This is a genomic window from Actinoplanes sp. NPDC019969 (genome assembly GCF_055562375.1).
The window spans coordinates 85137-108977 of the sequence record NZ_JBVHFK010000008.1 but is presented as its reverse complement, the minus strand read 5'-3'; the positions used below and the strand labels follow the sequence as shown (position 1 = coordinate 108977).

General features: G+C 72.1%; 23 protein-coding genes. 13 read left to right on the top strand and 10 right to left on the bottom strand.

Annotated elements, in window-relative coordinates:
• Positions 1 to 59 precede the first annotated feature (59 nt).
• The gene (locus ACZ3II_RS24105) at positions 60 to 521 is read left to right on the top strand and encodes a MarR family winged helix-turn-helix transcriptional regulator (RefSeq protein WP_465519974.1); all 462 of its coding nucleotides are present in this window, start codon (positions 60 to 62) and stop codon (positions 519 to 521) included.
• Between the two features lie 13 nt (positions 522 to 534).
• Positions 535 to 1407: an LLM class flavin-dependent oxidoreductase gene (locus ACZ3II_RS24100; protein ID WP_465519973.1), complete on the top strand. Its 873-nt coding sequence runs from the start codon at positions 535 to 537 to the stop codon at positions 1405 to 1407.
• Positions 1408 to 1516: 109 nt separating this feature from the next.
• Here ACZ3II_RS24100 and ACZ3II_RS24095 read toward each other — a convergent pair whose 3' ends face one another.
• On the bottom strand, positions 1517 to 1867 hold the full coding sequence (locus ACZ3II_RS24095; protein WP_465519972.1) for a histone-like nucleoid-structuring protein Lsr2: 351 nt from the start codon (positions 1865 to 1867) through the stop codon (positions 1517 to 1519).
• Positions 1868 to 2115: 248 nt separating this feature from the next.
• On the opposite strand from ACZ3II_RS24095, the gene ACZ3II_RS24090 reads away from it, so the two are divergent.
• Together ACZ3II_RS24090 and ACZ3II_RS24085 are read left to right on the top strand one after the other, a co-directional pair.
• A complete protein-coding gene (locus ACZ3II_RS24090; protein ID WP_465519971.1) occupies positions 2116 to 2547 on the top strand; it encodes a hypothetical protein in 432 nt (143 codons plus the stop codon).
• A gap of 17 nt (positions 2548 to 2564) precedes the next feature.
• Positions 2565 to 3818: a D-alanyl-D-alanine carboxypeptidase family protein gene (locus ACZ3II_RS24085; protein WP_465520261.1), complete on the top strand. Its 1254-nt coding sequence runs from the start codon at positions 2565 to 2567 to the stop codon at positions 3816 to 3818.
• A gap of 140 nt (positions 3819 to 3958) precedes the next feature.
• On the opposite strand, the gene ACZ3II_RS24080 is transcribed toward ACZ3II_RS24085, so the two are convergent.
• Positions 3959 to 4456: a DUF456 family protein gene (locus ACZ3II_RS24080; protein WP_465519970.1), complete on the bottom strand. Its 498-nt coding sequence runs from the start codon at positions 4454 to 4456 to the stop codon at positions 3959 to 3961.
• A 203-nt stretch (positions 4457 to 4659) separates the two neighbouring features.
• Here ACZ3II_RS24080 and ACZ3II_RS24075 point away from each other — a divergent pair, with 203 nt between their 5' ends.
• The gene (locus ACZ3II_RS24075; protein WP_465519969.1) at positions 4660 to 5583 is read left to right on the top strand and encodes a sigma-70 family RNA polymerase sigma factor; all 924 of its coding nucleotides are present in this window, start codon (positions 4660 to 4662) and stop codon (positions 5581 to 5583) included.
• A 65-nt stretch (positions 5584 to 5648) separates the two neighbouring features.
• Here the strand turns inward: ACZ3II_RS24075 and ACZ3II_RS24070 are convergent, their stop codons facing one another.
• Positions 5649 to 7955: a HelD family protein gene (locus ACZ3II_RS24070; RefSeq protein WP_465519968.1), complete on the bottom strand. Its 2307-nt coding sequence runs from the start codon at positions 7953 to 7955 to the stop codon at positions 5649 to 5651.
• A gap of 173 nt (positions 7956 to 8128) precedes the next feature.
• On the opposite strand from ACZ3II_RS24070, the gene ACZ3II_RS24065 reads away from it, so the two are divergent.
• Positions 8129 to 8641, top strand: a complete 513-nt coding sequence (locus ACZ3II_RS24065; protein WP_465519967.1) for a hypothetical protein — start codon at positions 8129 to 8131, stop codon at positions 8639 to 8641.
• 52 nt (positions 8642 to 8693) lie between these two features.
• Here the strand turns inward: ACZ3II_RS24065 and ACZ3II_RS24060 are convergent, their stop codons facing one another.
• Positions 8694 to 9548, bottom strand: coding sequence for a sigma-70 family RNA polymerase sigma factor (locus tag ACZ3II_RS24060; protein ID WP_465519966.1), 855 nt, complete (start codon positions 9546 to 9548; stop codon positions 8694 to 8696).
• Positions 9549 to 9743: 195 nt separating this feature from the next.
• On the opposite strand from ACZ3II_RS24060, the gene ACZ3II_RS24055 reads away from it, so the two are divergent.
• Entirely contained in the window at positions 9744 to 11312 is a 1569-nt protein-coding gene (locus ACZ3II_RS24055) for a DEAD/DEAH box helicase (RefSeq protein ID WP_465519965.1), read from the top strand.
• Between the two features lie 67 nt (positions 11313 to 11379).
• On the opposite strand, the gene ACZ3II_RS24050 is transcribed toward ACZ3II_RS24055, so the two are convergent.
• The 3 genes from ACZ3II_RS24050 to ACZ3II_RS24040 all read right to left on the bottom strand — a co-directional run bounded on the left by ACZ3II_RS24050 (position 11380) and on the right by ACZ3II_RS24040 (position 15416).
• Entirely contained in the window at positions 11380 to 11907 is a 528-nt protein-coding gene (locus ACZ3II_RS24050; RefSeq protein WP_465519964.1) for a YceI family protein, read from the bottom strand.
• Between the two features lie 35 nt (positions 11908 to 11942).
• On the bottom strand, positions 11943 to 14690 hold the full coding sequence (locus ACZ3II_RS24045) for an ATP-binding protein (RefSeq protein WP_465519963.1): 2748 nt from the start codon (positions 14688 to 14690) through the stop codon (positions 11943 to 11945).
• A gap of 75 nt (positions 14691 to 14765) precedes the next feature.
• The gene (locus ACZ3II_RS24040) at positions 14766 to 15416 is read right to left on the bottom strand and encodes a hypothetical protein (protein ID WP_465519962.1); all 651 of its coding nucleotides are present in this window, start codon (positions 15414 to 15416) and stop codon (positions 14766 to 14768) included.
• Positions 15417 to 15433: 17 nt separating this feature from the next.
• On the opposite strand from ACZ3II_RS24040, the gene ACZ3II_RS24035 reads away from it, so the two are divergent.
• Positions 15434 to 15607 carry a hypothetical protein gene (locus tag ACZ3II_RS24035; protein ID WP_465519961.1) on the top strand — a complete coding sequence of 58 codons (174 nt, stop codon included), beginning with the start codon at positions 15434 to 15436 and terminating at the stop codon, positions 15605 to 15607.
• Here the strand turns inward: ACZ3II_RS24035 and ACZ3II_RS24030 are convergent.
• The 3 genes from ACZ3II_RS24030 to ACZ3II_RS24020 all read right to left on the bottom strand — a co-directional run bounded on the left by ACZ3II_RS24030 (position 15604) and on the right by ACZ3II_RS24020 (position 17811).
• The gene (locus ACZ3II_RS24030) at positions 15604 to 16659 is read right to left on the bottom strand and encodes an App1 family protein (RefSeq protein ID WP_465519960.1); all 1056 of its coding nucleotides are present in this window, start codon (positions 16657 to 16659) and stop codon (positions 15604 to 15606) included. The two genes, ACZ3II_RS24035 and ACZ3II_RS24030, sit on opposite strands and share 4 nt — an antisense overlap.
• A 98-nt stretch (positions 16660 to 16757) precedes the next feature.
• Positions 16758 to 17462, bottom strand: a complete 705-nt coding sequence (locus tag ACZ3II_RS24025; protein WP_465519959.1) for a hypothetical protein — start codon at positions 17460 to 17462, stop codon at positions 16758 to 16760.
• Positions 17463 to 17508: 46 nt separating this feature from the next.
• Positions 17509 to 17811, bottom strand: a complete 303-nt coding sequence (locus ACZ3II_RS24020) for a hypothetical protein (protein WP_465519958.1) — start codon at positions 17809 to 17811, stop codon at positions 17509 to 17511.
• A 105-nt stretch (positions 17812 to 17916) separates the two neighbouring features.
• On the opposite strand from ACZ3II_RS24020, the gene ACZ3II_RS24015 reads away from it, so the two are divergent.
• From ACZ3II_RS24015 to ACZ3II_RS23995, 5 genes are all read left to right on the top strand, one after another.
• Positions 17917 to 18771, top strand: a complete 855-nt coding sequence (locus ACZ3II_RS24015) for an NAD-dependent protein deacetylase (protein WP_465519957.1) — start codon at positions 17917 to 17919, stop codon at positions 18769 to 18771.
• A gap of 95 nt (positions 18772 to 18866) precedes the next feature.
• Complete coding sequence (locus tag ACZ3II_RS24010) at positions 18867 to 19877, top strand: LacI family DNA-binding transcriptional regulator (RefSeq protein ID WP_465519956.1); 1011 nt, start codon at positions 18867 to 18869, stop codon at positions 19875 to 19877.
• A 155-nt stretch (positions 19878 to 20032) separates the two neighbouring features.
• Complete coding sequence (locus ACZ3II_RS24005) at positions 20033 to 21730, top strand: ABC transporter substrate-binding protein (protein WP_465519955.1); 1698 nt, start codon at positions 20033 to 20035, stop codon at positions 21728 to 21730.
• Between the two features lie 61 nt (positions 21731 to 21791).
• On the top strand, positions 21792 to 22862 hold the full coding sequence (locus tag ACZ3II_RS24000; protein WP_465519954.1) for an ABC transporter ATP-binding protein: 1071 nt from the start codon (positions 21792 to 21794) through the stop codon (positions 22860 to 22862).
• The gene (locus ACZ3II_RS23995) at positions 22859 to 23839 is read left to right on the top strand and encodes an ABC transporter permease (RefSeq protein WP_465519953.1); all 981 of its coding nucleotides are present in this window, start codon (positions 22859 to 22861) and stop codon (positions 23837 to 23839) included. Before ACZ3II_RS24000 ends, ACZ3II_RS23995 begins: the two co-directional genes overlap by 4 nt.
• The last annotated feature ends 2 nt before the right edge of the window (positions 23840 to 23841 follow it).

Here is a 23841-nt window from a genome sequence, read left to right as displayed (position 1 = left end):
CCGGGGAATGCGTTCGGGTTCAACGGGTCCGCCTCTGGTGATGACGACGGGGAAACGGGATGGATCGCGCCACCGAAGTCGCCGCGGCTGTCGAGTCGTCGGTGGAGTCGCTGGTGGCCGTCCTCGAACGGGCCCGTCTCGCCCAGGAGCCCGCCGTCCCGCCCGCCCAGCTACGGGTGCTGACGATCGTCGCGGGCAACCGGCACACCAACATGAGCCGCCTGGCCGAGGCGCTCGACGTGGTCCCGTCCTCGGCGAGCCGCCTCTGCGACCGTCTGGAGGCGACCGGCCTGCTGCGCCGGGTCGCCGACCCGCGGGACCGGCGCGAGGTGCGGCTGCTGCTCACCCCGGCGTCCCGGCGGCTGCTGTCGGACCTGCGGGAGCGGCGGCAGGCCGCGCTGTCGGAGGTCCTGGAGCGGATGCCGGCCGCCGCCCGGCAGGATCTGCTGCGCGCCCTGCAGGCCTTCGAGACCGCCGTTACGGGCGCTCGCCCCGAGGAGTCGAAGCGCCAGAGCGCGTGAGTAGGCTTCGCCTGTGCGCATCGGCATCGTGATCCTTCCTGACCAGCGCTGGGCCGACGCGAGCCGGCGCTGGCGGCTCGCCGACGAGTGGGGCTTCGACCACGCCTGGACGTACGACCACCTCGGCTGGCGCGACCTGATCAGCGGCCCGTGGTTCGACGCGGTGCCGACCCTGACCGCGGCCGCGACCGTCACCTCCCGGATCCGGCTGGGCACCTACGTCGCCTCACCGAACTTCCGGCACCCGGTGCACTTCGCCCGCGAGGCCACCGCCCTGGACGACATCTCCGGCGGCCGGCTGATCCTCGGGCTGGGCGCCGGCGGCATCGGTTTCGACTCGGCGGTGCTCGGGCAGCCGGAGCTGACCCCGCGCCGGAGGGTGGACCGGTTCGCCGAGTTCCTGGAGCTGTTCGACACGATCCTGCGGCAGCCGGCGACGACCTGGTCCGGTGAGTGGTTCTCGGCCGTCGACGCCCGCAGCATCCCCGGCCCGGTCCAGCAGCCGCGGCCGCCGTTCGTGGTCGCCGCGAACGGTCCACGGGCCCTGCGGCTGGCCGTCCGGTACGGCGACGGCTGGGTGACCACCGGCCCGCAGGTGGAGACGGCGGACGAGTGGTGGCGCGCCGTGGCGGAGATCCGGGAGCGGTTCGAGGCGACCCTGGCGGAGGCCGGGCGGCCGCTCGACTCGATCGACCGGTACCTGAATCTGGACTCGGCGCCGGTGTTCTCGATGAGCAGCGCCGGCGCCTTCACCGACGCCGTCGGCCGGGCCCGGGAACTGGGCTTCACCGATGTGATCACGCACTGGCCGCGCGAGTCGAGCTGGTACGCCGGTGACGAGAAAGTGCTGACGGAGGTCGCGGCGGAACTGCCGCGACTTCGATGAGTTCTCGGTAAAGACCCTTACCGTCCCATTCGGAGCCGGGGTTTACCGACGGTTATCGGCCGCTCGACAGAGCGAGATCAACGCACTGCCGAGCGGCCGAACCGCAGAATCAGCGGCCGTGCGCCGCCCGGTAGGCGTTGCTGACCTCCTGCGGAATGCGGCCGCGCTCGGAGATTTTGTGCCCGTTACGGGTCGCCCACTCACGGATCAGCCGGTTCTCGTCGCGCGAGCCGGCGGTCCGGGCCGGCGCCGCGGCACGCGACGGGATGCGTCCCGACGTGGTGCGGCCGAGCCGGGTCCCGGCGCTGATGAACGGGTCCAGAGCCTTGCGCAGCTTTCCGGCGTTGGACTCGGAGAGGTCGATCGTGTAGCTGACACCGTCGAGGCTGAACTCGACCGTCCGATCCGCCTTCTGGCCGTCCAGATCGTCGATCAGGGTGGTGATTACCTGCCGCGCCATAACGACTCCCGAGAAGAATGATTCCGCCGCGCCCAGTGATGCCTATTCACGACGGCGGAGGCCGTGGTCGACCGACGAGGTCGCGAATAAGCCTCAGTCTCGCGCGCAACCGGTCCGCGGCGCAACTCCCGCCCGCGATCCGGCAATTCTTTCGCTCCTTGTTATCGGAATGGAACCAGGGGAATTGCAGCCCAATCCCGGAAAGCCCGGTTGGCCCCGGCCGGGCTTCTCACGTTAGGGTCGGCGCCATGCGGGACGATCAGGCCGCCTGGCGCGAGCAACAACAGCACGCCGCGGCCGCACGCGCCGCCGCGCTGGAGGCGGACCGGGCGGCGGAGGCACGCCGGGCCGAGGCGCTGCTCGACGACTTCGTGCGCCGCGCCGCCGCGTCCGGGCTGGCCCCGCACACCCTCGCCGCGCGCAGCCTCGACGGCTGCTCCACCTACCGCACCAACGTCCGCGGGTGGTACCTGAAGTCCGACCGTTCGGTCGCCGTCGGCGAGGACGGGGAGTATTACGTGCTCACCGTCGCCCCGTCGCTGCGCGCCCGGTTCGCCGGCGCCGACCTGTCGCCGAGCACGGCCCGGATGATCGTGGGCGCGGGCGGCGGCGACGGCGACCCGATCCCGCTGCCGACCCTCCTCGAACGCCGCCTGACCGCCGGAGACCGCTGGCCGTGAAAGCGCTCGTAGCCGCCCTGGCTCTCTTCGTCGCTTCCGTCCCCGCCGTCGCCACACCGGTCCCCGCCGTCGCCACACCGGCCTCAGCCGCCGCCGCGCCGGCCTCGGCCGCCGCCGCCGAGATCCCCTGCCCGAGACCGCCGATCGCCAAGCCCAGCATGCCGCCCCGGCCGGTGCCGCCCGCCGACGTCGCCGAGGACATGGCGCTCGGCGGCGCGAAACTCGCCACCCACGGCCTGGCCGTGCCGGACGGCAGTCCCGCGCCGCCGGCCCTCACCGCGACCACCTGGATGGTCTCCGACCTGAACACCGGCGAGGTCCTCGGCGCCTGCGGCCCGCACGTGCACCAGACCCCGGCCAGCGTGCAGAAGATGCTGCTGGCCGCGACCGCCGTCGAGCAGCTCGATCCGAACCAGCGGGTGACGATCACCGAGGGCGACCTGAGGATCGAGCCGAACAGCTCGGCGGTCGGCATCGTGGTCGGCGGCACCTATCCGGTGTCCACCCTCTGGCTGGGCCTGCTGCTGAACTCGGGCAACGACGCGGCGAACGCGCTGGCCCGCACCGCCGGTGGCGGCGGGCCCGACGGTCAGGCCAAGACGGTGGCGGCGATGAACGACCTGGCCGCCTCGCTCGGCGCCCGGCAGACACACGCGGTCACCCCGTCCGGGCTGGACGGCAAAGGACAGTTCACCAGCGCGTACGATCTGGCGCTCGTCGCCCGGGTGTGCTTCGCCAGCGACGACTTCCGCAAGTACGCCCTGACCAAGGTCGCCTGGATGCCGGCCCAGACGAAACCTAAGAAGGTCGCCGGCTTCCAGTTCCAGAACGAGAACAAGCTGATCTACAACTACCCCGGCGCGCTGGGCGGCAAGACCGGTTTCACCACGGTGGCCCGGCACAGCTACGTGGGCGCGGCCACCCGCAACGGGCGCACCCTGGTGGCCACCCTGCTCGGCGCCGAGGCCCGCCCGCTGCGCGGCTGGCAGCAGGGCGCAGCGCTGCTCGACTGGGGTTTCGCGCTGCCGGCCGGCTCGTCGGTCGGCAAGCTGGTCACCCCGGAGGAGGTCGCGACCGCCGCCTCCACCGAAGCAGCCGCCGCGGCGACGGAAGCGTCGGCGGCAGCGGCGAAGGCGGAACCCGCGCACCCGGGCGGACCGACCGGTTTCACCGTCGTGGCCGCGGTGGCGATCGCGGCGGTCCTCACCGCCGTACCGCTGCTCCTGCTCCTCACCCAGCGCCGCCGGAAGCGCCTCAAATCCGGCGTGTGAAGTTGCGGCGCGCATAGCGCCGCACCTCAACACACCACAGAGTGTGTGAAGTTGCGGCGCGCATAGCGCCACACCTCAACACACCACAGAGTGTGTGAAGTTGCGGCGCGCATAGCGCCACACCTCAACACACCAGAGGGCTAGGCGAAGGCCAGGCCGAACAGCCAGGTCACCGCGATCATCAGGGCGGCGGCCAGCTCCACCAGCAGGGACAGGCCGACCGCGCCGATCGCCGAGCGGGTCGACGGCCAGGCGCGTTCCATGCCCAGGCGCTTCAGCTCGACCAGCCACACGCCCAGCACGAAACCGAGCACCAGGCCGACGACCGGCACCACGAAGAACCCGATCAGGCCGAGCACCCCGCCGAGCAGCAGCGCCGACGTGGGCACGGTGTTCTTCAGCTTCTTGCCCGGCCACAGGAACTTGATGATCAGCCCGGCGCCGGCCAGCAGCGTGGCCAGCACGGCGACCAGCGTCCGCGCCCCGCCGGAGCCCTCCCCGAGGATCGCCCAGAGCAGCGCGCCCGCCCAGGTCAGCAGTAGTCCGGGAAGCACCGGCAGCAGCACCCCGACCACCCCGGTCAGGATCATCAGACCGGAGATGAGGGTGACTGCCGTACCGGTGTCGCTCAGATCCATGCGGCACACCTTGCCGCACCTGCCGAGAACCCTCAACCGAAGCATCCCCCCGCCGATGGAAGGCCATCGCGGAGAGCGGCGGGTCAGAGCAACCCGTACGCAACCGTCTGTGACCGGAGCCTGCACCCTGCGCGCCGGAAAGTTCTTCCTGTCAGCCGGTGCCCCACCAGCCAGGGGCACCGACGAGCAACCGGGGAGAACACATGACGAGCACCGTGACGACCGCTGCCGACAACCTTTTCGACACCGCTTCCGCCACTGCCGTGCTCTCCGCCGCGGAGCAGGAGGAACTGATCCGCACCCACATGCCGCTCGTCGGCCACCTGGTGCGCGACATGCTGAGCCGCATCCCCAACCACATCCACCGCGACGACCTGACCAGCGCCGGCCTGCACGCCCTGGTCACCGCGGCGCGCGGCTGGGACCCGCAGCGCGGCGTCCCGTTCAACCGCTTCGCCGGCACCCGGATCCGCGGCGCGCTCCTCGACGAGCTGCGCGCGCTGGACTGGGCGACCCGCTCGGTGCGGTCCAAGGCCCGCAACACCGACAGCACCCGTCAGGCGCTCACCACCTCGCTGGGCCGTACGCCCACCGCGGAGGAGCTGGCCCAGGCCCTCGGCACCACCACCACCGACCTGCAGCAGACCGACACCGACGTGCAGCGCGCCACCGTCCTGTCGCTGCAGGGCTTCACCACCAGCAGCGCCGACGACATGGTGACCGAGCGGGAGCCCGGCCCGGAGGAGATGCTGCTGCGCCGCGAGCAGATCGGTTACCTGCACCACGCGATCGGCTCGCTGCCGGAGCGGCTGCAGACCGTCGTCACCGAGTACTTCCTGCACGAGCGCCCGATGGCGGAGATCGCCGCGGACCTCGGCGTCACCGAGTCGCGGGTGTCCCAGCTGCGCGCCGAGGCGCTGTCGCTGCTCAAGGACGGTCTCAACACGCACCTCAGCCCGGAGATGGCCCCGGTTCCGGACAACCCGGAGAGCATCACCGCCCGCCGCCGGGCCAGCTACTACGCCAACATCGCCAGCAACACCTCGGTGCGCAGCCGTCTCTCGCTGACCAACGCGCACGGTCACACCTCGATCGGCCGCGGCAACATGCCGTTCGTGGCCGCCTGATCCACCCCTCGGCTGGCCGTCAGGGCTGTCTCGGGCGGGTCGAGACAGCCCTGGGAGCCAGCCGGCTAACCGAGGGCGGACAGCACCTTCGGCAGATCGGCGGTGTGCAGGACACCCAGCCGCCGGGTCGCCCGGGTGACCGCCACGTAGAGGTCGGACAGGCCACGCGGCGACTCGGCGATGATCTCGTCCGGGGCGATCACCAGGACCGAGTCGAACTCCAGCCCCTTCGCCTGCCGGACGGTCATCAGGACCACGTGGTTCAGCAGGTCGGGCTGCTCCCCCACGGCCGCGCCGGGCACCGCGGCGACCAGCTCGGCGCCGAGGGACCGCTCCAGGCTCTCCGGCACGAGGACACCGAGACGGCCCTCCTCGATCAGAGCGGCCTCCTTGCGTACCTCAGCGATCAGCTCCTCGGCGAGAGCCGGCGGATCCACCCGCCGCGCCCACGGGGTGACGCCGGACGACCGCACCGACCGCGGCGGCCGCAGCGCCGGATCGACGGCGGCCAGCACGTCGGCCGCCACCGCCATCACCTCGGCCGGGGTGCGGTAGTTGACGCTCAGCTCGACCAGCCGCCAGCGCTGCGCCACCCACGGCTCGAAGACCTGCTCCCAGGTGGTGGTGCCGGCCAGCTCGGAGGTCTGCGCGACGTCACCGACGGCGGTCACCGACCGGCTCGGGCAGCGCCGCATCAGCAGCCGCCAGGCCATCGGCGACAACTCCTGCGCCTCGTCCACGATCACGTGGCCGAACACCCAGGTCCGGTCGGCGGCGGCCCGCTCGGCGGCGGTCCGGGTGTCGATCACCTCGTGCCGCTCGACGAAGGCGCCGGCGTCCACCACGTCCAGCGCGGACAGCACCTCGTCGCGTTCGGCGCCCTCGTCCTCGAAGTCCAGGGAACGGGAGCCCTCGACGATCTCGAGAACACCTTCCGCGTACTCGATCGCGGCCCTTCTCTGCTTCTGCTTCTCGCGGACCGCGAGCGTGTCGTCGACGCCGAGCAGCTCGGCCAGCTCGTCCAGGAGCGGGACGTCGGCCGGGGTCCAGCCGGCCGACCGGTCCCGCAGCAGCGTCCGGGGCAGGCCCGCGGACTCCAGCCGGTCGGCGTCGCTGAGCAGGTCCCGCAGCACCTGGCGCGGGGTGAGCACCGGCCAGAAATCGAAGAGCGCCTGTTGTACGTCGATGTCCTCGCGCAGCTCCCGGCGGGTCTCGGCGAGATCGGCCTCGGAGAGCAGGTTCTCCCCGCCCAGCGGGTCCGCGCCGATCCGCTCGGCGATCTGTTGCGACAGCTGGTGGATGGCCTCGGTCACGAAGATCTGCCGGGCCACGTTGTGCGGTCGCTCCGACCGGCGGGCCGCGGTCCGCGCCGCGAGCAGCACCTCCCGCTCGATGCGCAGCGGGTAGCCGTCGTGGTCGACCTCGACGAAGTCGTCCGGCAGCGTCTGCCGGTCGGCGACCGCGTTCTCCAGCGCGTCGAGCATGCCCAGGCCGCCCTTGAACGCGGCGACCGCCGGCGGCTCGGCGGCGTGCGCGCGCACCCCGGGGAACATGTCGCCGAGGGTGGCCAGCAGCACCCCGGTCTCCGCCAGCGACGGCAGCACCTGGGAGATGTAGCGCAGGAACGTCGTGTTCGGGCCGAGGATCAGCACACCGGTCCGGGTCAGCTGCTCGCGGTAGGTGTAGAGCAGGTACGCCGCCCGGTGCAGCGCCACCGCGGTCTTGCCGGTGCCCGGACCGCCCTGGACCACCAGCACGCCGGGCAGCCCGGACCGGATCACCTCGTCCTGCTCGGCCTGGATGGTCTCGACGATGTCGCGCATCCGGCCGGTCCGGTTCGCGGTCAGCGCCGACAGCAGCGCCGCCTCGCCGGTCACGTCCTCCCGGCCGGTGCCGTCACCGGCCTCGATGTCGAGGGTCTCGTCGTCGATGCCGGTCAGCATCCGGCCCCGGGTGCGCAGGTGCCGGCGCCGGGTCACCCCCTCCGGGCTGACCGCGGTCGCCAGATAGAAGGGCCGGGCGGCGGGGGCCCGCCAGTCCACCAGAAGAGGGTCCTCGTCGCGGTCCTCGGCGAACAGGCCGATCCGGCCGATGTAGCGGGGGTTCTGTGCGGAGAAGTCCAGCCGGCCGAAGCAGAGCCCGTTCTCCACGGAATTGAACTGGGCCAGTTGCTCGGCATAGTGCGCGCGGGTCGCCTCCCGCTGGGTGCGGCCCTGCGGGGTGCCGCCGGCCTCGAGGAGGATGGCGCGCAGCCGGCTGTCGGCCTGCTCACGCAATTGATCCAGTCGCTGGTAGAGCGTGGTCAAGTACGCCTGCTCGGAATCGATCTCGGCGCTCGAGCTTGACAAAGTCGCCCCTTTTCGTGCTATCATTCCGGCGTTCTGCAGCCATTTATATGGCTGCTTTTTTGTTTGCCCGAAAGCATTCGGCAAACGACCAGAATAGCCCAGCGGCGACGGGTTACGGCCGCGGGCACAAGTGTCCGGAAGCCGTCTCGACACGCCGGGGCCGTTACGCCCGGCCGCCGCGGCTCATTAACCGGGACATGGACACACGCCACCCGATTCGCCGTCTGACCGCACTGACCCTTGCCGCTGCCGCCACCCTCGCCTTCGCGGGCGCCTGCTCCGAGGAGAGCGCGGACCCGGCCGGCAACGCCGCCGCGGCCGCCGGAGGCCCCGAGCAGAAGACCCTGGACGGCGCCAAGCAGGCCGCCCAGACGGTGTTCGACAGGTTCAGCGGCGGGGACTTCGCCGGCGCGTGGGAGATGTACACCTCGGCCGGCAAGCAGGCGATCAGCAAGGACGACTACGTCAAGCTGAACACCGCCTGCTCCCGCAAGGGCCTGGCGATCCAGCTCACCAGCGCCCGGATGGAAGGCACCGACAGGGCCGTGGTGATCGCGAAGCAGCTGGTCGCGGCCCAGTCGTACACCATGGTCTATGAAGGCGACGCCTGGAAGCTGGAGCCGGCCAAGGAGGGCCTCGCCCTCTACAAGATGGGCGCCGCCAAGGCGATCGCCGCCCAGAAGAAGGCCGGCACCTGCGCGAATGCGTGATTTTGAAGGGCCCGCCGCGAACCGCGGCGGGCCCTTCACCACCTGCGGATGTCTAGGCGGCCACCACCGGCATGCCGTCCGGGCCGGTCATCTCCAGCCGGGTCCGCAGGGTGCCGCGGCTGGCGATCTTGTCGTAGTACGCGGCCCGGCGCCGGGCCACACAGCCCTCCTTCGGCGGGTTCTGCGCCGCCATGGACGGGTCCAGGTGGGTGTTCAGCCCGTCCCGGAGCAGGACCAGCGCCTCGGCCCGCAACTGGGACACCCGCGACTCACTGACGCCCAGGTCGGCGGCGATCTGCACCATCGGCCGCTCGTCGAAGAAGTAACCCTGCACCACCGCGCGCAGCCGCTCCGGCAGCGCGTCCACGGCGTGCCGCAGGTAACCGAACCGCTCCCGGAGCAGCAACATCTCCTCCGGGCCGGCGCCCGGCTCGGTGACGATGTCGTCGGCCGTCGCCGTCGCGAAGCCCTGCAGGCTGAAGACGGTCGCGCGGTGCACGTCGTCGGCGCTGTTCTCGATGTCCTCGACCGAACAGCCGAGCTTCTCCGCCACCTCCTGCACGGTCGGCGTGCGGCCCAGCTCGGCCATCAGCTCCTCACGGGCCGAATCGGTACGCCGCGCCCGCTGCCGTACCGACCGGCTCGCCCAGTCCAGGCCGCGCAGCTCGTCCAGCAGGGCGCCACGCACCCGGGCCGCGGCGAACCGGGGGAACGGCACACCGCGCTCCGGGTCGAAGCCGCGGGCCGCCGCCACCAGCGCGGCGTACCCGGCGGACAGCAGGTCGTCGCGGTTCACGTGTGAGGGAACCCGGGCCAGCATCTCGCGGACCAGGTGCCCGACGAGCGGCATGTTCGCCCGGACGATGTCCTCGCCACGCCGCTCGGTGAAAGGTGCTTCACCGCTCATCAGGGGGTCTCCTCAGGTACCGGGCCGGGTGGGGTGTCCCGGCGCTGAGGAGAAAGATCCGGGGCGCTGAGTGCGGTGCGGTTCACCTTCGGGTGCAGGCCGGTAGCGGAGTGTTCCCGGCTAAAATGATCGAATCGGCCGCCGCGCGTCACCGCCGGGCCGGCCGACCTCAATCAATCGGGAGTTCCCACCTTCATGACGACCTTCACCGAGCTCGGCGTGCCCGCCGTCCTCACCACGGCACTCACCGGGCTCGGGATCACCGCCCCGTTCCCCATCCAGGCGGCCACGCTGCCCGACTCGCTCGCCGGGCGCGACGTCCTGGGACGGGGGCGAACCGGTTCCGGCAAGACGTACGCGTTCGTGATCCCGCTAGTGGCGCGCCTCCTCGCGTCGAAGCGCAAGGCCCAGCCCAGCCGCCCGCGCGCGCTGATCCTGGCGCCGACCCGCGAGCTGGCCACGCAGATCGAGGCGACCCTGCGGCCGCTGGCCGACGCGGCCGGGCTGCGCACCCTCGTGGTGTTCGGCGGCGTCGGGCCGAACCCGCAGATCAAGGCCCTGAAAGCGGGCGTCGACGTGCTGGTGGCCTGCCCCGGCCGGCTCGACGACCACATCCGCAGCGGGCACGCCTCGCTGGACGCCGTCGAGATCACCGTGCTCGACGAGGCCGACCACATGGCCGACCTCGGCTTCCTGCCGGTGGTGCGGCGGCTGATGTCGCAGACCCCGGTCGGCGGGCAGCGGCTGCTGTTCTCGGCCACCCTGGACAACGGGGTCGACGTGCTGGTGCAGAAGTTCATGCGCAAGCCGGTCACCCACCACGTCGACTCGGCCGCGCAGGCGCCGGTCGAGATGGACCACCACGTGCTGCACGTCCGCGAGGACGATCGGCTCGGCATCCTCGTCGAGCTGCTGTCGGCGCCCGGCCGGTCGGTGGTGTTCACCCGGACGAAGCGGCGCGCCAAGGTGCTGACCCGGCAGCTCAACACGGCCGGGGTGCCCGCCGTCGAACTGCACGGCAACCTCGCGCAGAACGCCCGCAACCGCAACCTGTCGGCGTTCTCCGACGGCACCGCGGGCACTCTCGTCGCCACCGACATCGCCGCCCGCGGCATCCACGTCGACGACGTGACGCTGGTCATCCACGCCGACCCACCGGTGGAGCACAAGGCGTACCTGCACCGGTCCGGCCGCACCGCCCGGGCCGGCGCCCGCGGCACGGTCATCACCCTGATGACCGACGAGCAGCAGGCCGACGTACGCGATCTGGCCCGCAAGGCCGGCATCCGCCCGGTCACCACCCGCACCCGGCCCGGCGACGCGCTGCTCAGCCAGCTCGCTCCCGGCGAGCGCACGTTCGTGGCGCCCGCTCCCCCGGCGCCCGCCACCCGCCCGGCGGCGTCCTCCCGGCCGGCCTCCCCGGAGTCCCCGGCCGACGGCGGCACCGGCGGCCGGTCCCGTCGCTCCCGCCGCGGTCGTGGCCGCGGCACCGGCGCCGCCTCCGCGGCCGGCTCCACCGCTGCCGCCGGCTCTGCCGCTGCCGGCACCGGGGCGCGCCGGGGCGGCCGCGGGACGGACGGCGCGGGGCAGTCCGGTGGCGGTTCGGGCCGCGGCGCCTCCGGGCAGTCCCGGGGCGCGGCTTCTTCCAACCCCCGCTCCGGTACGCCGCAGCAGCGCAACACCGCGACCGGCACCAGCACGTCGACGGGCGGCGGCGCGGCGGCGTTCTCGGCCCGGTCCGGCGGCCGCCGCTCCACCCGCTGAACCCCAGCTGGTCGTCAGTGCTGTCTCGCGGGGCTTGAGACAGCACTGACGACCAGCCGGGGGTTGGTCAGTGGCGGGCGGGGACCGCGTGCAGGTCGAGTTCGATGCGGGCGGGGCGGGCGATCACCAGGCGGCCCGCCGTGACGCCGGCCGCGAAGCGGTCGACGGTGCAGGTCGCGACGAAACGGCAGCCGTCGTTCTCCGGCCGGGCCGTCACCAGGTCCAGGGTGACCTCGCACGATCCGCCGCGCACGGCGAGCACGCCGGACAGGCGCCAGCCTTCCGGGGTGAGCCGCAGGCCGGTGCTGCGGAAGCCGATCTCCGGGTGGGCGGCGGTGTCCAGGAACCGGGGGCCGCGGATGTCCCGGTCCCGGCGCGGGTCGTCGCTGGTGAAGGTGGTCGCGTCGAGTTCGGCGGAGGCGATCGAGCGGTCCGGCGACCCGGCGATCGTGATCGTGCCGCCGATCAGCGCCATCGTGGCGGTCACCGGTCTCCACCCGAAGAGGTGTGCCACGGTGAGCCGGCAGATCGATCGGTGCGGGTCGAGGTGGTAGGTGCCGGTGGCGAGGCCGGTGCTCAGGTTCGTCGTCGTCATGGTTCTCAGGCTGGGCCGGTGCGGGCCGATGGGCCTCAGTGCCGGTACTGGGATCCGCCACGCAGATGTGCCGCCAGCTGGGTGCGGTTCAGCACGCCGAGCTTGGCGAGGGTGTTGCGGACGTGGGTCTCCACAGTCCGTTCCGAGATGTGCAGCCGTGCGGCGATCACCCGGTTGGCGAGGCCCTCGGCGGCCAGGGTGGCGATCTCCCGTTCCCGGGCGGTCAGGTCGTCGCGGGCCAGCGCGGCCGCCTCGGCGGCGATCGCGGGCAGGTCGAGACGCCGGGCGATGTCCAGCGCCTGCCCGGCCAGGACACGGGACCGGCGGGCGTCGGAGGTGCGCAGGCTCCGGGCGTACGCCAGGAAAGCGAGCGAAGCGAAAGGCGCGGCGCCCAGCCGTTCCTCCATGGTGATCGCGTCGGTGAAGTGGCGGTCCGCGGCATCGCGGTCGCCGAGGGCCGCGGCGACCTCGCCGAGCCCACGGGCGATCGCGCCCCAGCAGGCCGTCATGGTGTTGAGGTACCGGCCGGCGTGCGGGCGGGCGAGCGGATAGGCGGCCGCGGCCAGGTCCAGGTCGCCGAGCCAGGCCGCGACCTCGGCGGTGCTCAGCACCACGAACAGGTAGCGGCTGTCGGGCCGCAGACCGGGCAGCATGCCGCGCAGGTTCCGGGCGCACTCGGCGGCGGCCGCGCGGTCCCCGGCGAGCATCGCGATCCGGCCGATGTTGGCGGCGGCGATCGGCTCGTGACCGAACCGGGCGATCGCCTCGTTCAGGTCCTCGGGCCAGGGCGGGAGTTCGCCGGTGAAGTACGTGAGGCAGCCCATGAAGGCCGAGTGCAGCTCCCGGGCCGGTTGTTCCTCGAACGTCCCGGCCACCGCGAGCGCCTCACCGGCGGTCGTCCCGGCCGCCGGGAGCCGGCCGGCCAGCAGCAGGCGGACCGCCTTGGCCCGGAGCAGGTGCCAGCGGGCGACCGGCCAGCCGATCCGGTCGGTGAGCGCGGCCAGGCCGGTGATCTCGGCGTCGTACCGGTGCAGGTCCCCGACGATGAGCAGCCCGTCGAGCCGCCAGAGCCGGCCCCACAGCTCGGCGTCCGCCCGGCCGGAGACGACGGCCAGGTCACGGCTGCGCCGGGCCAGGTCGAGGACCTCCTCGGTGGCCAGGAACGGGTCGAGGGTCTCGTGCCGGGCGTGGACGGCGGCGGCCATCGCGACCGGGCTGCCGGTGCGTTCAGCCAGTGTCATCGCCTGCCGGCTGAGCGGTTCGGCACGCGCCTGGTCCCCGGTCTCCACCAGCAGGAACGCGCAGTGCGCCAGCAGTTCGGCGTGCTCGACCGCCGCCGCTTCCGCGTCTCCGTCCGGCTCGTCGCCGAACTTCAGGGCGCGCTCGCAGAGCGGGAGGGCGGCGTGGGCGGCCTGGCCGCCGTAGCCCCGGACCACCAGGGCCGCCGCGCGGGCCAGGCCGGGGCGGTGCTCGGCCTCGGCGACGTCCAGGACGGTGGCACAGTCGGCCACGGCGAGGGTGAGCCGGCCGTCGCGGCAGGCGGCTCCGGCGCGGGCCAGCCGCAGCCACGGATCGGCCGGGAAGAGGTCGAGGGCCTGGCCGAGCCAGGTGGCCGCGGCGTGGTGGTCGTGCCGCCGGACGGCCTCGCGGGCGGCCGCTTCGCAGGCGGACCGGGCGGCATGCCGGGATTCACCGTCGACCACGGCCCGTACCCGGTGCCGGGCGATCTCGGCGGCGTGTGCCCCGGCCGCCGGCTCCTCCAGGGCGCCCGCGATGCGGCGGTGGGCGGTGATCCGCTCGGCCCGGGTCAGGCGGGCGTAACAGGCTTCCCGCAGCAGCTCGTGGGCGAAGCGCAGCCGGGCCGGCGCCCACGGGTCCTCGGCGAGCACACCGGCCGCGATCGCCTCACCGAGCAGCGGCTCCACACCGCCGGCAGCGGGGGATCCGGTGGTCAGGTGGGTGAGGAGGACGACGTCGACGTCGGGGCCGAGGGCGGCGGCGAGGCCGAGCAGGTCGCGGCAGGCGGGGGTGAGCGCCGCGGTGCGGCGGCCCGCGAGACGCAGCAGGCCGTCCGGCAGGTCCAGGCCGGTGGCGGGCCGGCGGAGCTTTCCGGGTACGGCCACCAGCCGCGTGAGTTCCCGGGTGTAGAGCGGGTTGCCCCCACCGAGCCGGTGCACCAGCGGCGGCCACGAGGAGTGCACCGGCCCGCCGGACCGCTGTTCCAGGTAGGTGGCGACGGTCGCCTGGTCCCAGGGGCGCAGCGCGAGTATCTCGGCGCCCGGCAGGTCGGTGTCGAGTTCGCGGGCGGTGGCGACGACCAGCAGCGGCATCCCGGTCACCACCCGGGACAGGGTGGTGAGCAGGGTGAGCGAGGCCGGGTCGGCCCAGTGCAGGTCCTCGAGGATCAGGATCAGCCCACCGGGGACGGCGGTGGCGGCCGCCCGCAGCGCCCGTACGGCAGCGTGCACCGCCCGGAACCGTGCGGAGGCCGGGTCGTCGCCGGTGGTGGCCAGCAGGTCCGCGGTGAGGCCGGGGACGGTTCCGTCGAGCGGGCCGAGCCAGGGCCAGAAGGCGGGCGCGCCCTCGTCCGGGTCGGCCCGGCCGGTCAGCACCGTCGCGCCGGTGCCGGCCGCCCGGCTCGCGAACTCCTCGACGACCGACGTCTTGCCGATGCCCGCCTCGCCGGTGATCAGCGCCACCGCCCCGGTGCCGGCGGTCGCGGCGGCGCGCAGCCGGTCCAGGGCGACCACCTCGGTCACCCTGCCGACCAGCCGAGCGCTCATCACCTCATCCTGCCGTCACCGGGGTGCCCGGCGGACGTACCCGGGAGGGTCTTTCCGCAGTCGGAAGGGAGACCGTCAGGCTTCCGGGACGTTGACCGCGATCTCCTCGCCGAGGCGGTAGCCCGGGCAGAGCTCCAGCTCGTCGCCGCTCCAGAAGCGGCCCGGGTCGTACCAGTGGGCCTTGCGGCCGCGCGGCAGCAGGCCCATGTCCTCGTACGTCACCGCGACGACCTCGGCGCAGTACGCCTTCTCCAGCGTCGCGTCGCTGACCTCGCCCTTGCTCCACGGCAGCCGGATCTGCGGGACCCGGCCCCGGGCCCACCGGAAGGCCAGCTGGGACGTCGAGGGGAACGGGGTGCCGTCCAGGCGGGCCACCGTCTTGAGCGCCTTGTCCTCCATGGCGCGGGTGACGCCGGGGTCGAGCTGCCGCAGCCAGCCGCGCTGGCCGTAGCGCCGGGCCCAGACGGTGACCGCGTCGCGCAGGTCGTGCAACTGGACGCCGCGCTGGAAACTGCCGGACCACATGTCCGGAAGTGATTTCCCGAGCTCGGCGTGCCACATCAGCGGGGGCATGTCCTCGATGACGAGCGACATGCCGACGTGGTTCACGGGGCTGTTGGTGAGGGTCTGGATGGCACGGTCCGGGCCGGAGCGGCCCCGGAAGATCCAGATGTCACCGGTTCGGGTCAGGTCGATGGCCTCGTCGAGGCTGAGTTCTGCTCCCACGTGTCTATTCTCAGCTCATGCGGTGGTGGAAGATAGCGGGACTGGCGGGGCTGGCGGGCGTGGCGGCGACCGGGGCGGTGGTAGCCCGGGCGGAGCGTAAGCGGCGTGCCTACACTCCGGAGGAGATCCGGAGCCGGTTGCACGAGCGGGCGGCCGAGTCGGCCACCCGCCCGGAGCCGGACAAAGCCTAGTCCTTTTTGGTCACCAGGTCGGTGTCGCGCAGAAGCGACCAGAGACCGGCGCCGTCGGGGGCCGAGAACCAGGTCTTGCCGCCGGACGGCACGACCTCGGCGGTCTCCGACGGGCCGGGGATGGCGCCGGCCAGGACGGCCTGGGCCGGGGAGAGCCGGCGGATCGCCACGGCTGCCACGTTGTCCGGGTGCTCCCGGGCGAACTCGGAGTAGATCTCCTGGTCGTGCTGGCCGTCGTCGCCGATGAGCAGCCATTTCACGTCCGGGAACTCGGCGGCGAGGCGGCGCAGCGATTTGCGCTTGTGTTCCTGGCCACTGCGGAACCAGCGGTCCGGGGTGGGACCCCAGTCGGTGAGCAGGATCGGGCCGGCCGGGTAGAGGTGCCGGCTGAGGAACCGGGTCAGGGCGGGCGCGACGTTCCACGCGCCGGTGGAGAGGTAGACCACCGGGGTGCCGGGGTTGGCGTGGACCAGCCGCTCGTAGAGGACCGCCATGCCGGGGACGGCGGCGCGGGCGTGCTCGTCGAGGACGAACGTGTTCCACGCGGCGAGCAGCGGCCGGGGCAGAGTGGTGACCATCACCGTGTCGTCGATGTCGGAGATCACCCCGAACTTCACCGACGGGTCGATCACCCGGATCGGGGCCTCGACCGGGGTGGTGCCCTCGGTGGAGAGCCGGGCGCAGCCCCAGCCGGGGTCGAGATCGCCCTTGACCAGGACGTCGAGGTAGCCGCTGCGGTCGGTGCGGGCCTCGGTGACGGTGCCGCCGAGCTCGACGCGGACCAGGGCGCTGCTCACCGGGGTGGTGGTGAAGCTGCGCCAGCCGCGGATCTTCTCCCGTTTCCGGCGGATCGGGCGGGGCGGCGCGAGCAGCACCCGGCCCATCACCCGGGCCCAGCCGGGAGCGCCGTAACCGGTGTAGGCGGTGATGTACGGCTTCCAGCCGCGACCGCGCAGACGCCGCTCGACGATCTCGTGCACGGCGTCCTCGATCAGGGCGGCCCGGTGGACCCGGACCACCGGTGCTGATCCAGCTGGAGAAACCGTCACCATCGCCTCCCTGGCACAAGAGAACCGCCGTGGCCCGGGAGCCAGGTTACCGGGCGGTCGTCAGGGTTCGCTGAGAACGGTGGGCGGCTCCGAGGTGGACGTCACGCGGCGGCGGGCAGTTCGGCCGGCGCCCACTGGTCGGCCCACCACTGCTGATCGGCGGGTTCGGCGGCCGGGCCGCGGAGCCGGGCGGCGGCGGCCTCGGCACGCAGTGCCCGCAGGGTCTCGGCGGCCGCCTCGGCGCCCCGCCAGGCGGCCTGCTCACGCTCGAACGCCGTCCGGTACGCCGCGAACCGGTGCTCGCGGACCGCGCTGTGCAGCACCGCCTCCTGCTGGACCGGGTGCAGCCGCGGGTTCCAGCCGCGGTGTGCGAACACGTCGTTGAGCTGGGCGATCGACAGGTTCTGCGAGCGGCACAGCTCGGAGGCGACGCGGTGCAGGTAGCGCTGCCGGTCGGCGTTCTCGCCCAATTTGCGGCGGCGGCTCATCAGCGGGAACGCGGTGGCCGCGGAGATTCGGCGGGCGGTCTCGGAGGCCTCCTCGTACGCGGCCCAGGCGATGTCGACCGCCTCCTGCGCGGTGACCCACTCGGCACGGCGCCGTTCGGCGGCGTCGGCGGCCTCGTCCGCGGCGGCTTCCAGCTCGGCCGCGAACCGGTTCTCCTCGGCGGGCCCGGCGGGCGCCGTCGTGATGCCCTTGGGCACGGCGGCGGCGGCCACCGCGACGGCGAAGATCAGCAGGATGGTCAGCCAGATCGCGGTGGCCTGCGGCACCGCGCCGAGGAAGGTCTGAAGAGCGGATTCCATGGAGCACCCCCAAAAAAGTGGATCTACGGTCGGCCGAGGTGGAACCTCAGCGGACCGGGGGCGCCCGGGAGCCGTCGGTGCGCGGGGTCTCGCCGGTGGGAAGGTTCTCCGCCTGGATGAAAGCGGGGACCGACGACAACCGCTCGGGTTCCGCCGGCACGGAGTCGGCTGCGGGCGTCTCAACAAGGACGACAGCGGCCACCGCTGTGACGGGCGACACCGTAACGGGTTCGGCCGGGGTGGGCAGGCGCAGGGTGAAGGCCAGCGCGAGGAGCGCCAGCACGGTCAGGAAACGCCGAAACCGCTGCCCGTCCCAGGGGCGGGTTACCGGCTGCGCGACCGCGATCACGTTTCTCAACGTACTCGTACGCCCCACGCCTCGCACCGGACGAACGCGGCCGCGCCACCCGTACGTGGTTCTCCGCCGGTCACCCGGGCGAGGGACGATGTGTTCATGGACCTTCAGGTGGTGGAGCAGGTCGCGCGGCTGGACGAGTGGGTCGCCGAGGGTGGCGTCGCCGTGCTCAGCGGCGCGGGCCTGTCGACCGACTCCGGGATCCCGGATTACCGGGGCCCGTCGGGTTCGGCCCGCCGCACCCAGCCGATGACCTATCAGACCTTCACCGGCGACCCGGTGGCCCGGCAGCGGTACTGGGCGCGCAGTCATCTCGGCTGGCGCACGATCGGCGCGGCCCGCCCCAACGACGGTCACCGGGCGGTGGCCCGGCTGCAGGAGCAGGGCCTGCTGGCCGGGGTGATCACGCAGAACGTGGACGGCCTGCACCAGGCGGCAGGCGCGCGGGACGTGATCGAGCTGCACGGCAGCCTGGCCCGGGTGGCCTGTCTCGGCTGTGGGGCGCTCTCCGGGCGCGCGGAGCTGGAGGAGCGGCTGACGGCGGCCAACCCGGGGTTCGCGGCGGTGGCGACGCTGGTCAACCCGGACGGGGACGTGGAGCTGGACGATGCCGAGGTGGCCGGGTTCACCGTGGTGGACTGCCCGTCCTGCGGCGGGATGCTGAAGCCGGACGTGGTCTATTTCGGCGAGACCGTGCCGCCGGACCGGGTGTCGCGCGCGTTCGCGCTGGTGGCGGCCGCCCGGACGCTTCTGGTCCTGGGGTCGTCGCTGACCGTCATGTCGGGCCGCCGGTTCGTGTTGCGGGCGGCGCGGGACGGGATCCGGGTGGCCATCGTGAACCGGGGCGTGACCCGTGGCGAACCGTACGCCGGCCTGGTCGTCGACGCCCCGCTCGGTGTCGTCCTGCCGCACCTCGCCAGGCCGGTTCCGGTTCCGGAACCGGGCACGCATTGACGTGATGACCCTCACTGGGGTTGACTGCCGGAACCGGTACCGAAACCGGTTCCGAAACGCCGAGGCAACACCTTTGGTAACAACGAGGAGTACCCGTGCCCATCACCATCGCCGACGTGGCGGCCCGGGCGAAAGTCAGCAAGACCACCGTGTCCCGGGTTCTCAACGGCAAGGGTGAGCTGGACGAGTCGACCGCCGCGCGGGTCCGCGCGGTCATCGACGAGCTCGGCTACGTGCCCAGTGCCCGGGCGGTCAACCTGGCCCGTGGGCGGACGCGGGTGGTCGCCATGCTGGTCCCCTCGCTCACCTGGCCGTGGATGGGCGAGGTGGTGCAGGGCGCGGTCGACGTGCTGGAGGCCGAGGAGTACGGGCTCCTGCTGTTCACCTGCAACCGCGGCCAGGACTCGATGCGCCAGTTCGCCGCGCAGGTGGCGGCGAAGTCGTTCGACGGCCTGCTGGTGATCGAGCCGGAGGGCACCCTCGACTACATCGCCGCTCTGCACGCGCGGGGCCTGCCGATGGTCCTGATCGACGACCGGGACCAGATGTCCGGCCAGCAGATCCCGAGCGTGGGCACCACCAATCACACCGGCGCCGGCGCGGCCGCCCGGCACCTGCTGGGGATCGGGCGCCACCAGCCGCTCATGATCACCGGCCCGGCCCAGTTCGGCTGCACCCAGCAGCGCCGGGACGGGTTCGCCGCGGTCTACGCCGAGGCCGGCCACCCGGTGGCCGACGAGCGGGTCCTGCTCGGCGACTTCACCTTCGGGTGCGGCGCGGAGGCGGTCGCGCGGGCGATCAGCGACGGCATCGAGTTCGACGCGGTCTTCTGCCACAACGACATCTCCGCGGCGGGCGCGATGCAGGCGCTGCAGGCGTCCGGCCGGCGTATCCCGGAGGACGTCGCGGTCGTCGGGTTCGACGACATACCGATGGCGGCACACACCCAGCCGCCGCTGACCACGGTCCATCAGCCCATGCGGGAGATGGGCGAGGCCGCGGCCCGTACCCTCCTCGCGCACTTCGAGGGCACCCCGCTGCCCAACCGGCCGACGATCATCCCGGCGACCTTCACCGTCCGCGATTCCACCGGCGTGTGGAGTTAGGGCGCCATAGGCGGCCGAACTCAACACGCTGAGCTCTAGCAGCACCCCAGACCGGCCGCGACGGCCGGGGATCCATGGCGCCCGCGACCGGATGGCATCCGGCCGCGCGATGCCGCACGCCCTCTCAGTGATCACTTCCTTAGGAGTTCTTTCCGATGCAGCGACGAAATCTTCTCGCGCTCGCCGTGGCGGGCGTGCTCGCCGGCGGCAGCCTGGCCGCGTGCAGCGAATCGCCCAACGCGGCGAACAAGCAGAACGCGGCGAACGGCGCGGCCTCCGGCTTCCTGTCGATCGGCATGCCGAACAGCACCCAGACCGAGAACAACAACCCGTTCATCGGCTCGTCCTCGGCGACGAACCTCGGTTACCGCTGGATGATCTACGAGACGCTCGGCCAGTGGAACAACACCAAGCCGGACCAGCCGCTGAAGCCGTGGCTGGCCAGCGAGATCAAGTGGTCGGCCGACTGGAAGACCGTGGACCTGACCATCCGCGACGGCGCGACCTGGTCCGACGGCAAGCCGCTGACCGCCGAGGACGTGGTGTTCACGCACACCCTGATCCGGGACAGCAAGGACGGCGCGCTCAACATCTACGCCATCCCGTACGACCAGATCACCGCGGAGGGCAACAAGGTCAAGATGACCTTCAAGTCGTCCCAGTTCACCACGCACCACAAGCTGATCGGGCAGACCCCGATCGTGCCGAAGCACATCTGGTCGACGATCGCCGACCCGGCGACCGACACCATCAAGACGCCGGTCGGCAGTGGCCCGTACAAGCTCAAGACGTGGGCGCAGACCGGCATCGTGCTGGAGGCCCGGGACAGCGGGTACTGGCAGGAGCTGCCGAAGGTCAAGGAGCTGCGGTACACCTCGTACTCCGGCAACGACACCACGCTGACCGCGCTGGCCAGCGGCCAGGCCGAGTGGAGCTTCGTCTTCATCCCGGACTACGAGCAGACCTTCATCGCCAAGGACCCGGCCAACCACAAGGTCACGGCGCCGGGCGTGCTGGGCATCCACGGCCTGTACATCAACACCACCCGGAAGCCGTTCGACGACCCGAAGCTGCGGCAGGCCATGAACATGGTCATCAACCGCACCGACATCTTCAAGCAGGCCGAGGCGGGCTACTTCCACCCGGAGATCAAGAGCGTCACCGGTCTGCCGGACGGCGCGGGTGACCCGTACATCGCCGACGAGTACAAGGGCAAGACGTTCTCGGTCGACGTCGAGGGCGCGAAGACCCTGCTGACCGGGGCGGGTTACAAGCTCGAGGGCGACGTCCTGAAGGACAAGGCCGGCAAGCCGGTCACCATCAAGCTGACCGCCCCGGCGCCGTGGTCGGACTACCAGACCACGCTGGAGATCATCAAGGACAACTTCGCCAAGATCGGCATCGCGGCGACGGTGGAGAAGCCGAACCAGAACGTCTGGGACACCAACGTGCAGAAGGGCGACTTCGACGCCACGATGCGGTGGACCAACGGTGGCTCGACGCCGTTCGACATCTACCAGACGGCGATGGACGGCGACCTCTACAAGCCGATCGGCACCGCCGCCCAGCAGGGCAACTTCGGGCGCTTCCAGAGCCCGGAGGCGACCGCCGCGCTGAAGGCGTACTCGAACGCGACCGACGACGCGGCCCGCAAGACCGCGCTGGCCACGCTGCAGAAGACCTTCGTGGAGCAGGCCCCGATGCTGCCGATCGGCGCGGACAACGTGGGCGCCGCGTACAGCACCAAGAAGTGGGTCGGCTGGCCCACCGCCGAGGACTCGTACGCTCCCGGCCAGCCCACCCAGGCCGGCGCCCTGATGGTGGTCCTGAACCTCAAGCCCGCCGGTTCCTGACCGTGGTGGGCGCCCCGGCCGTCCCGGGGCGCCCACCCCCTCCCCGCACGAAGGAACTTCCATGACGTCGACACCCGACGCGAAGGCGCCGGCCGGCGAGGTGGTGCTTGAGGCGATCGGCCTGACCAAGCACTTCCCGGTCCGCCGGCGCCTGCGCGACCTGTTCTCGAAACGGCACGACGCGGTCCACGCCGTGGACGACGTGCACCTGACGCTGCGCCGCGGCCAGGTGACCGCCCTGGTCGGCGAGTCCGGCTCCGGCAAGTCCACGGTCGCCCGCCTGCTCGCCCAGCTCTATCCCCGCACCGGCGGGGACATCCGCCTGCACGGCGAGTCCAGCGCGGTGAAGTCCGGCGCGGCCTTCCGCCGGTATTGCGCCCGCGTACAGATGATCTTCCAGGACCCGTTCGCGTCGCTGAACCCGGTGCACACCATCCGGTATCACCTGACCCGGTCCCTGAAGATCCACGGCCATGCCGGGAAGACCGCCGAGGACCTCGAGAACGCCCTGCACGAACTACTCGGCCGGGTGCATCTCACCCCGGCGGAGCGCTACCTGGACAAGTTCCCGCACGAGCTGTCCGGCGGGCAGCGGCAGCGGGTGGCGATCGCCCGCGCGCTCGGCGCCCAGCCCGAGGCCCTGCTCGCCGACGAGCCGGTGTCCATGCTCGACGTGTCGATCCGTCTGGGCATCCTGAACCTGCTGCGCGACCTGAAGGAACGCCTGGACCTGGCGATCCTCTACATCACCCATGACATCGCCTCGGCCCGCTACTTCGCCGATCAGACCCTGGTGATGTACGCCGGGCGGATGGTCGAGGGCGGCGACAGCGAGACCGTCACCCAGTCGCCGGCACACCCGTACACCCGGCTCCTGATCGATTCGGCGCCCGACCCGGACCGCCTGGCCGCCGGCGCGGACGCGCTGGAGGAGGACCGTGGCGACGGCGAGCCGCCGAGCCTGATCCACCCGCCGTCCGGCTGCCGGTTCCACCCGCGCTGCCCGGTGGCGATGCCCCGCTGCAGCACCGACCTCCCGGTCCCCCTGGAGATCGGTGACCGGCCGGGTCACTGGGCGGCCTGCTGGCTCTACGACACCAGCGACACCGGGGTGAAGAAGGTGGCGTCGTGAAGTTCTTCCTTCAGCGCCTAGGGTTCTACGTGTTCACCGCCTGGGCCGCGATCACCCTGAACTTCTTCATCCCCCGCATGATCCCGGGCGACCCGGTGCAGGCGCTGATCACCAAATACCAGGGTCAGCTCAGCTCGCAAGCGATCGAGTCGCTGTACGTGCTGTTCGGCCTGGACAAGGACGGCAGCCTGTGGTCGGACTACGTCGACTACTGGAAACAGCTGTTCAGCGGTGACCTCGGCCTGTCCTTCGCGTTCTTCCCGACTCCGGTGTCCGAGGTGCTGGCCGACAGCATCGGGTGGACGCTGGTGCTGGTCGGCGTCACCACCATCCTCAGCTTCGCGATCGGCACCGGCCTGGGTGTGCTGGCCGGCTGGCGGCGCGGCTCGTGGACCGACGGGCTGCTGCCGGTCACCACGTTCCTGTCGTCGGTGCCGTACTTCTGGCTCGGCATCATCGCGATCTATCTGTTCACCGGCCCGGACAGCTTCTTCCCGTCGGGCGGCGGCGCCGAGGTGGGCCTGGTCCCGGCCTGGGACATGTACTTCATCCCGAGCGCCCTCCAGCACAGCCTGCTGCCCGCGCTGACCATCCTGATCTCCTCGGTCAGCGGCTGGATCCTGAGCATGCGCAACATGATGGTGACCGTCGCCAGCGAGGACTACATCACCGTCGCGCACGCCAAGGGCCTGCCGGAGCGCCGGGTGGCGGTGAGTTACGCGGCCCGCAATGCGCTGCTGCCCAACGTCTCCGGGTTCGCGCTGTCGCTCGGGTTCATCGTCGGCGGCACCTTCCTCGTGGAGATCGTCTTCTCGTACCCGGGCATCGGTTTCCAGCTCTTCCAGGCGCTCGGCGCCAACGACTATCCGCTGATGCAGGGCATCTTCCTGATCATCACCGTCTCGGTGCTGGTGGCGAACCTGCTGGCGGACGTGGCGTACCTGATCCTCGACCCGCGCACCCGCAAGGAGGGCTGAGC

Bases quoted from the DNA above. Each gene is read 5' to 3' on its own strand.
- ACZ3II_RS24105 (WP_465519974.1), top strand. From the start codon at position 60: ATGGATCGCGCCACCGAAGTCGCCGCGGCTGTCGAGTCGTCGGTGGAG.
- ACZ3II_RS24095 (WP_465519972.1), bottom strand. From the start codon at position 1,867: ATGGCGCGGCAGGTAATCACCACCCTGATCGACGATCTGGACGGCCAG.
- ACZ3II_RS24090 (WP_465519971.1), top strand. From the start codon at position 2,116: ATGCGGGACGATCAGGCCGCCTGGCGCGAGCAACAACAGCACGCCGCG.
- ACZ3II_RS24080 (WP_465519970.1), bottom strand. From the start codon at position 4,456: ATGGATCTGAGCGACACCGGTACGGCAGTCACCCTCATCTCCGGTCTG.
- ACZ3II_RS24075 (WP_465519969.1), top strand. From the start codon at position 4,660: ATGACGAGCACCGTGACGACCGCTGCCGACAACCTTTTCGACACCGCT.
- ACZ3II_RS24070 (WP_465519968.1), bottom strand. From the start codon at position 7,955: ATGATAGCACGAAAAGGGGCGACTTTGTCAAGCTCGAGCGCCGAGATC.
- ACZ3II_RS24065 (WP_465519967.1), top strand. From the start codon at position 8,129: ATGGACACACGCCACCCGATTCGCCGTCTGACCGCACTGACCCTTGCC.
- ACZ3II_RS24060 (WP_465519966.1), bottom strand. From the start codon at position 9,548: ATGAGCGGTGAAGCACCTTTCACCGAGCGGCGTGGCGAGGACATCGTC.
- ACZ3II_RS24055 (WP_465519965.1), top strand. From the start codon at position 9,744: ATGACGACCTTCACCGAGCTCGGCGTGCCCGCCGTCCTCACCACGGCA.
- ACZ3II_RS24050 (WP_465519964.1), bottom strand. From the start codon at position 11,907: ATGACGACGACGAACCTGAGCACCGGCCTCGCCACCGGCACCTACCAC.
- ACZ3II_RS24045 (WP_465519963.1), bottom strand. From the start codon at position 14,690: ATGAGCGCTCGGCTGGTCGGCAGGGTGACCGAGGTGGTCGCCCTGGAC.
- ACZ3II_RS24035 (WP_465519961.1), top strand. From the start codon at position 15,434: ATGCGGTGGTGGAAGATAGCGGGACTGGCGGGGCTGGCGGGCGTGGCG.
- ACZ3II_RS24030 (WP_465519960.1), bottom strand. From the start codon at position 16,659: ATGGTGACGGTTTCTCCAGCTGGATCAGCACCGGTGGTCCGGGTCCAC.
- ACZ3II_RS24025 (WP_465519959.1), bottom strand. From the start codon at position 17,462: ATGGAATCCGCTCTTCAGACCTTCCTCGGCGCGGTGCCGCAGGCCACC.
- ACZ3II_RS24015 (WP_465519957.1), top strand. From the start codon at position 17,917: ATGGACCTTCAGGTGGTGGAGCAGGTCGCGCGGCTGGACGAGTGGGTC.
- ACZ3II_RS24005 (WP_465519955.1), top strand. From the start codon at position 20,033: ATGCAGCGACGAAATCTTCTCGCGCTCGCCGTGGCGGGCGTGCTCGCC.
- ACZ3II_RS24000 (WP_465519954.1), top strand. From the start codon at position 21,792: ATGACGTCGACACCCGACGCGAAGGCGCCGGCCGGCGAGGTGGTGCTT.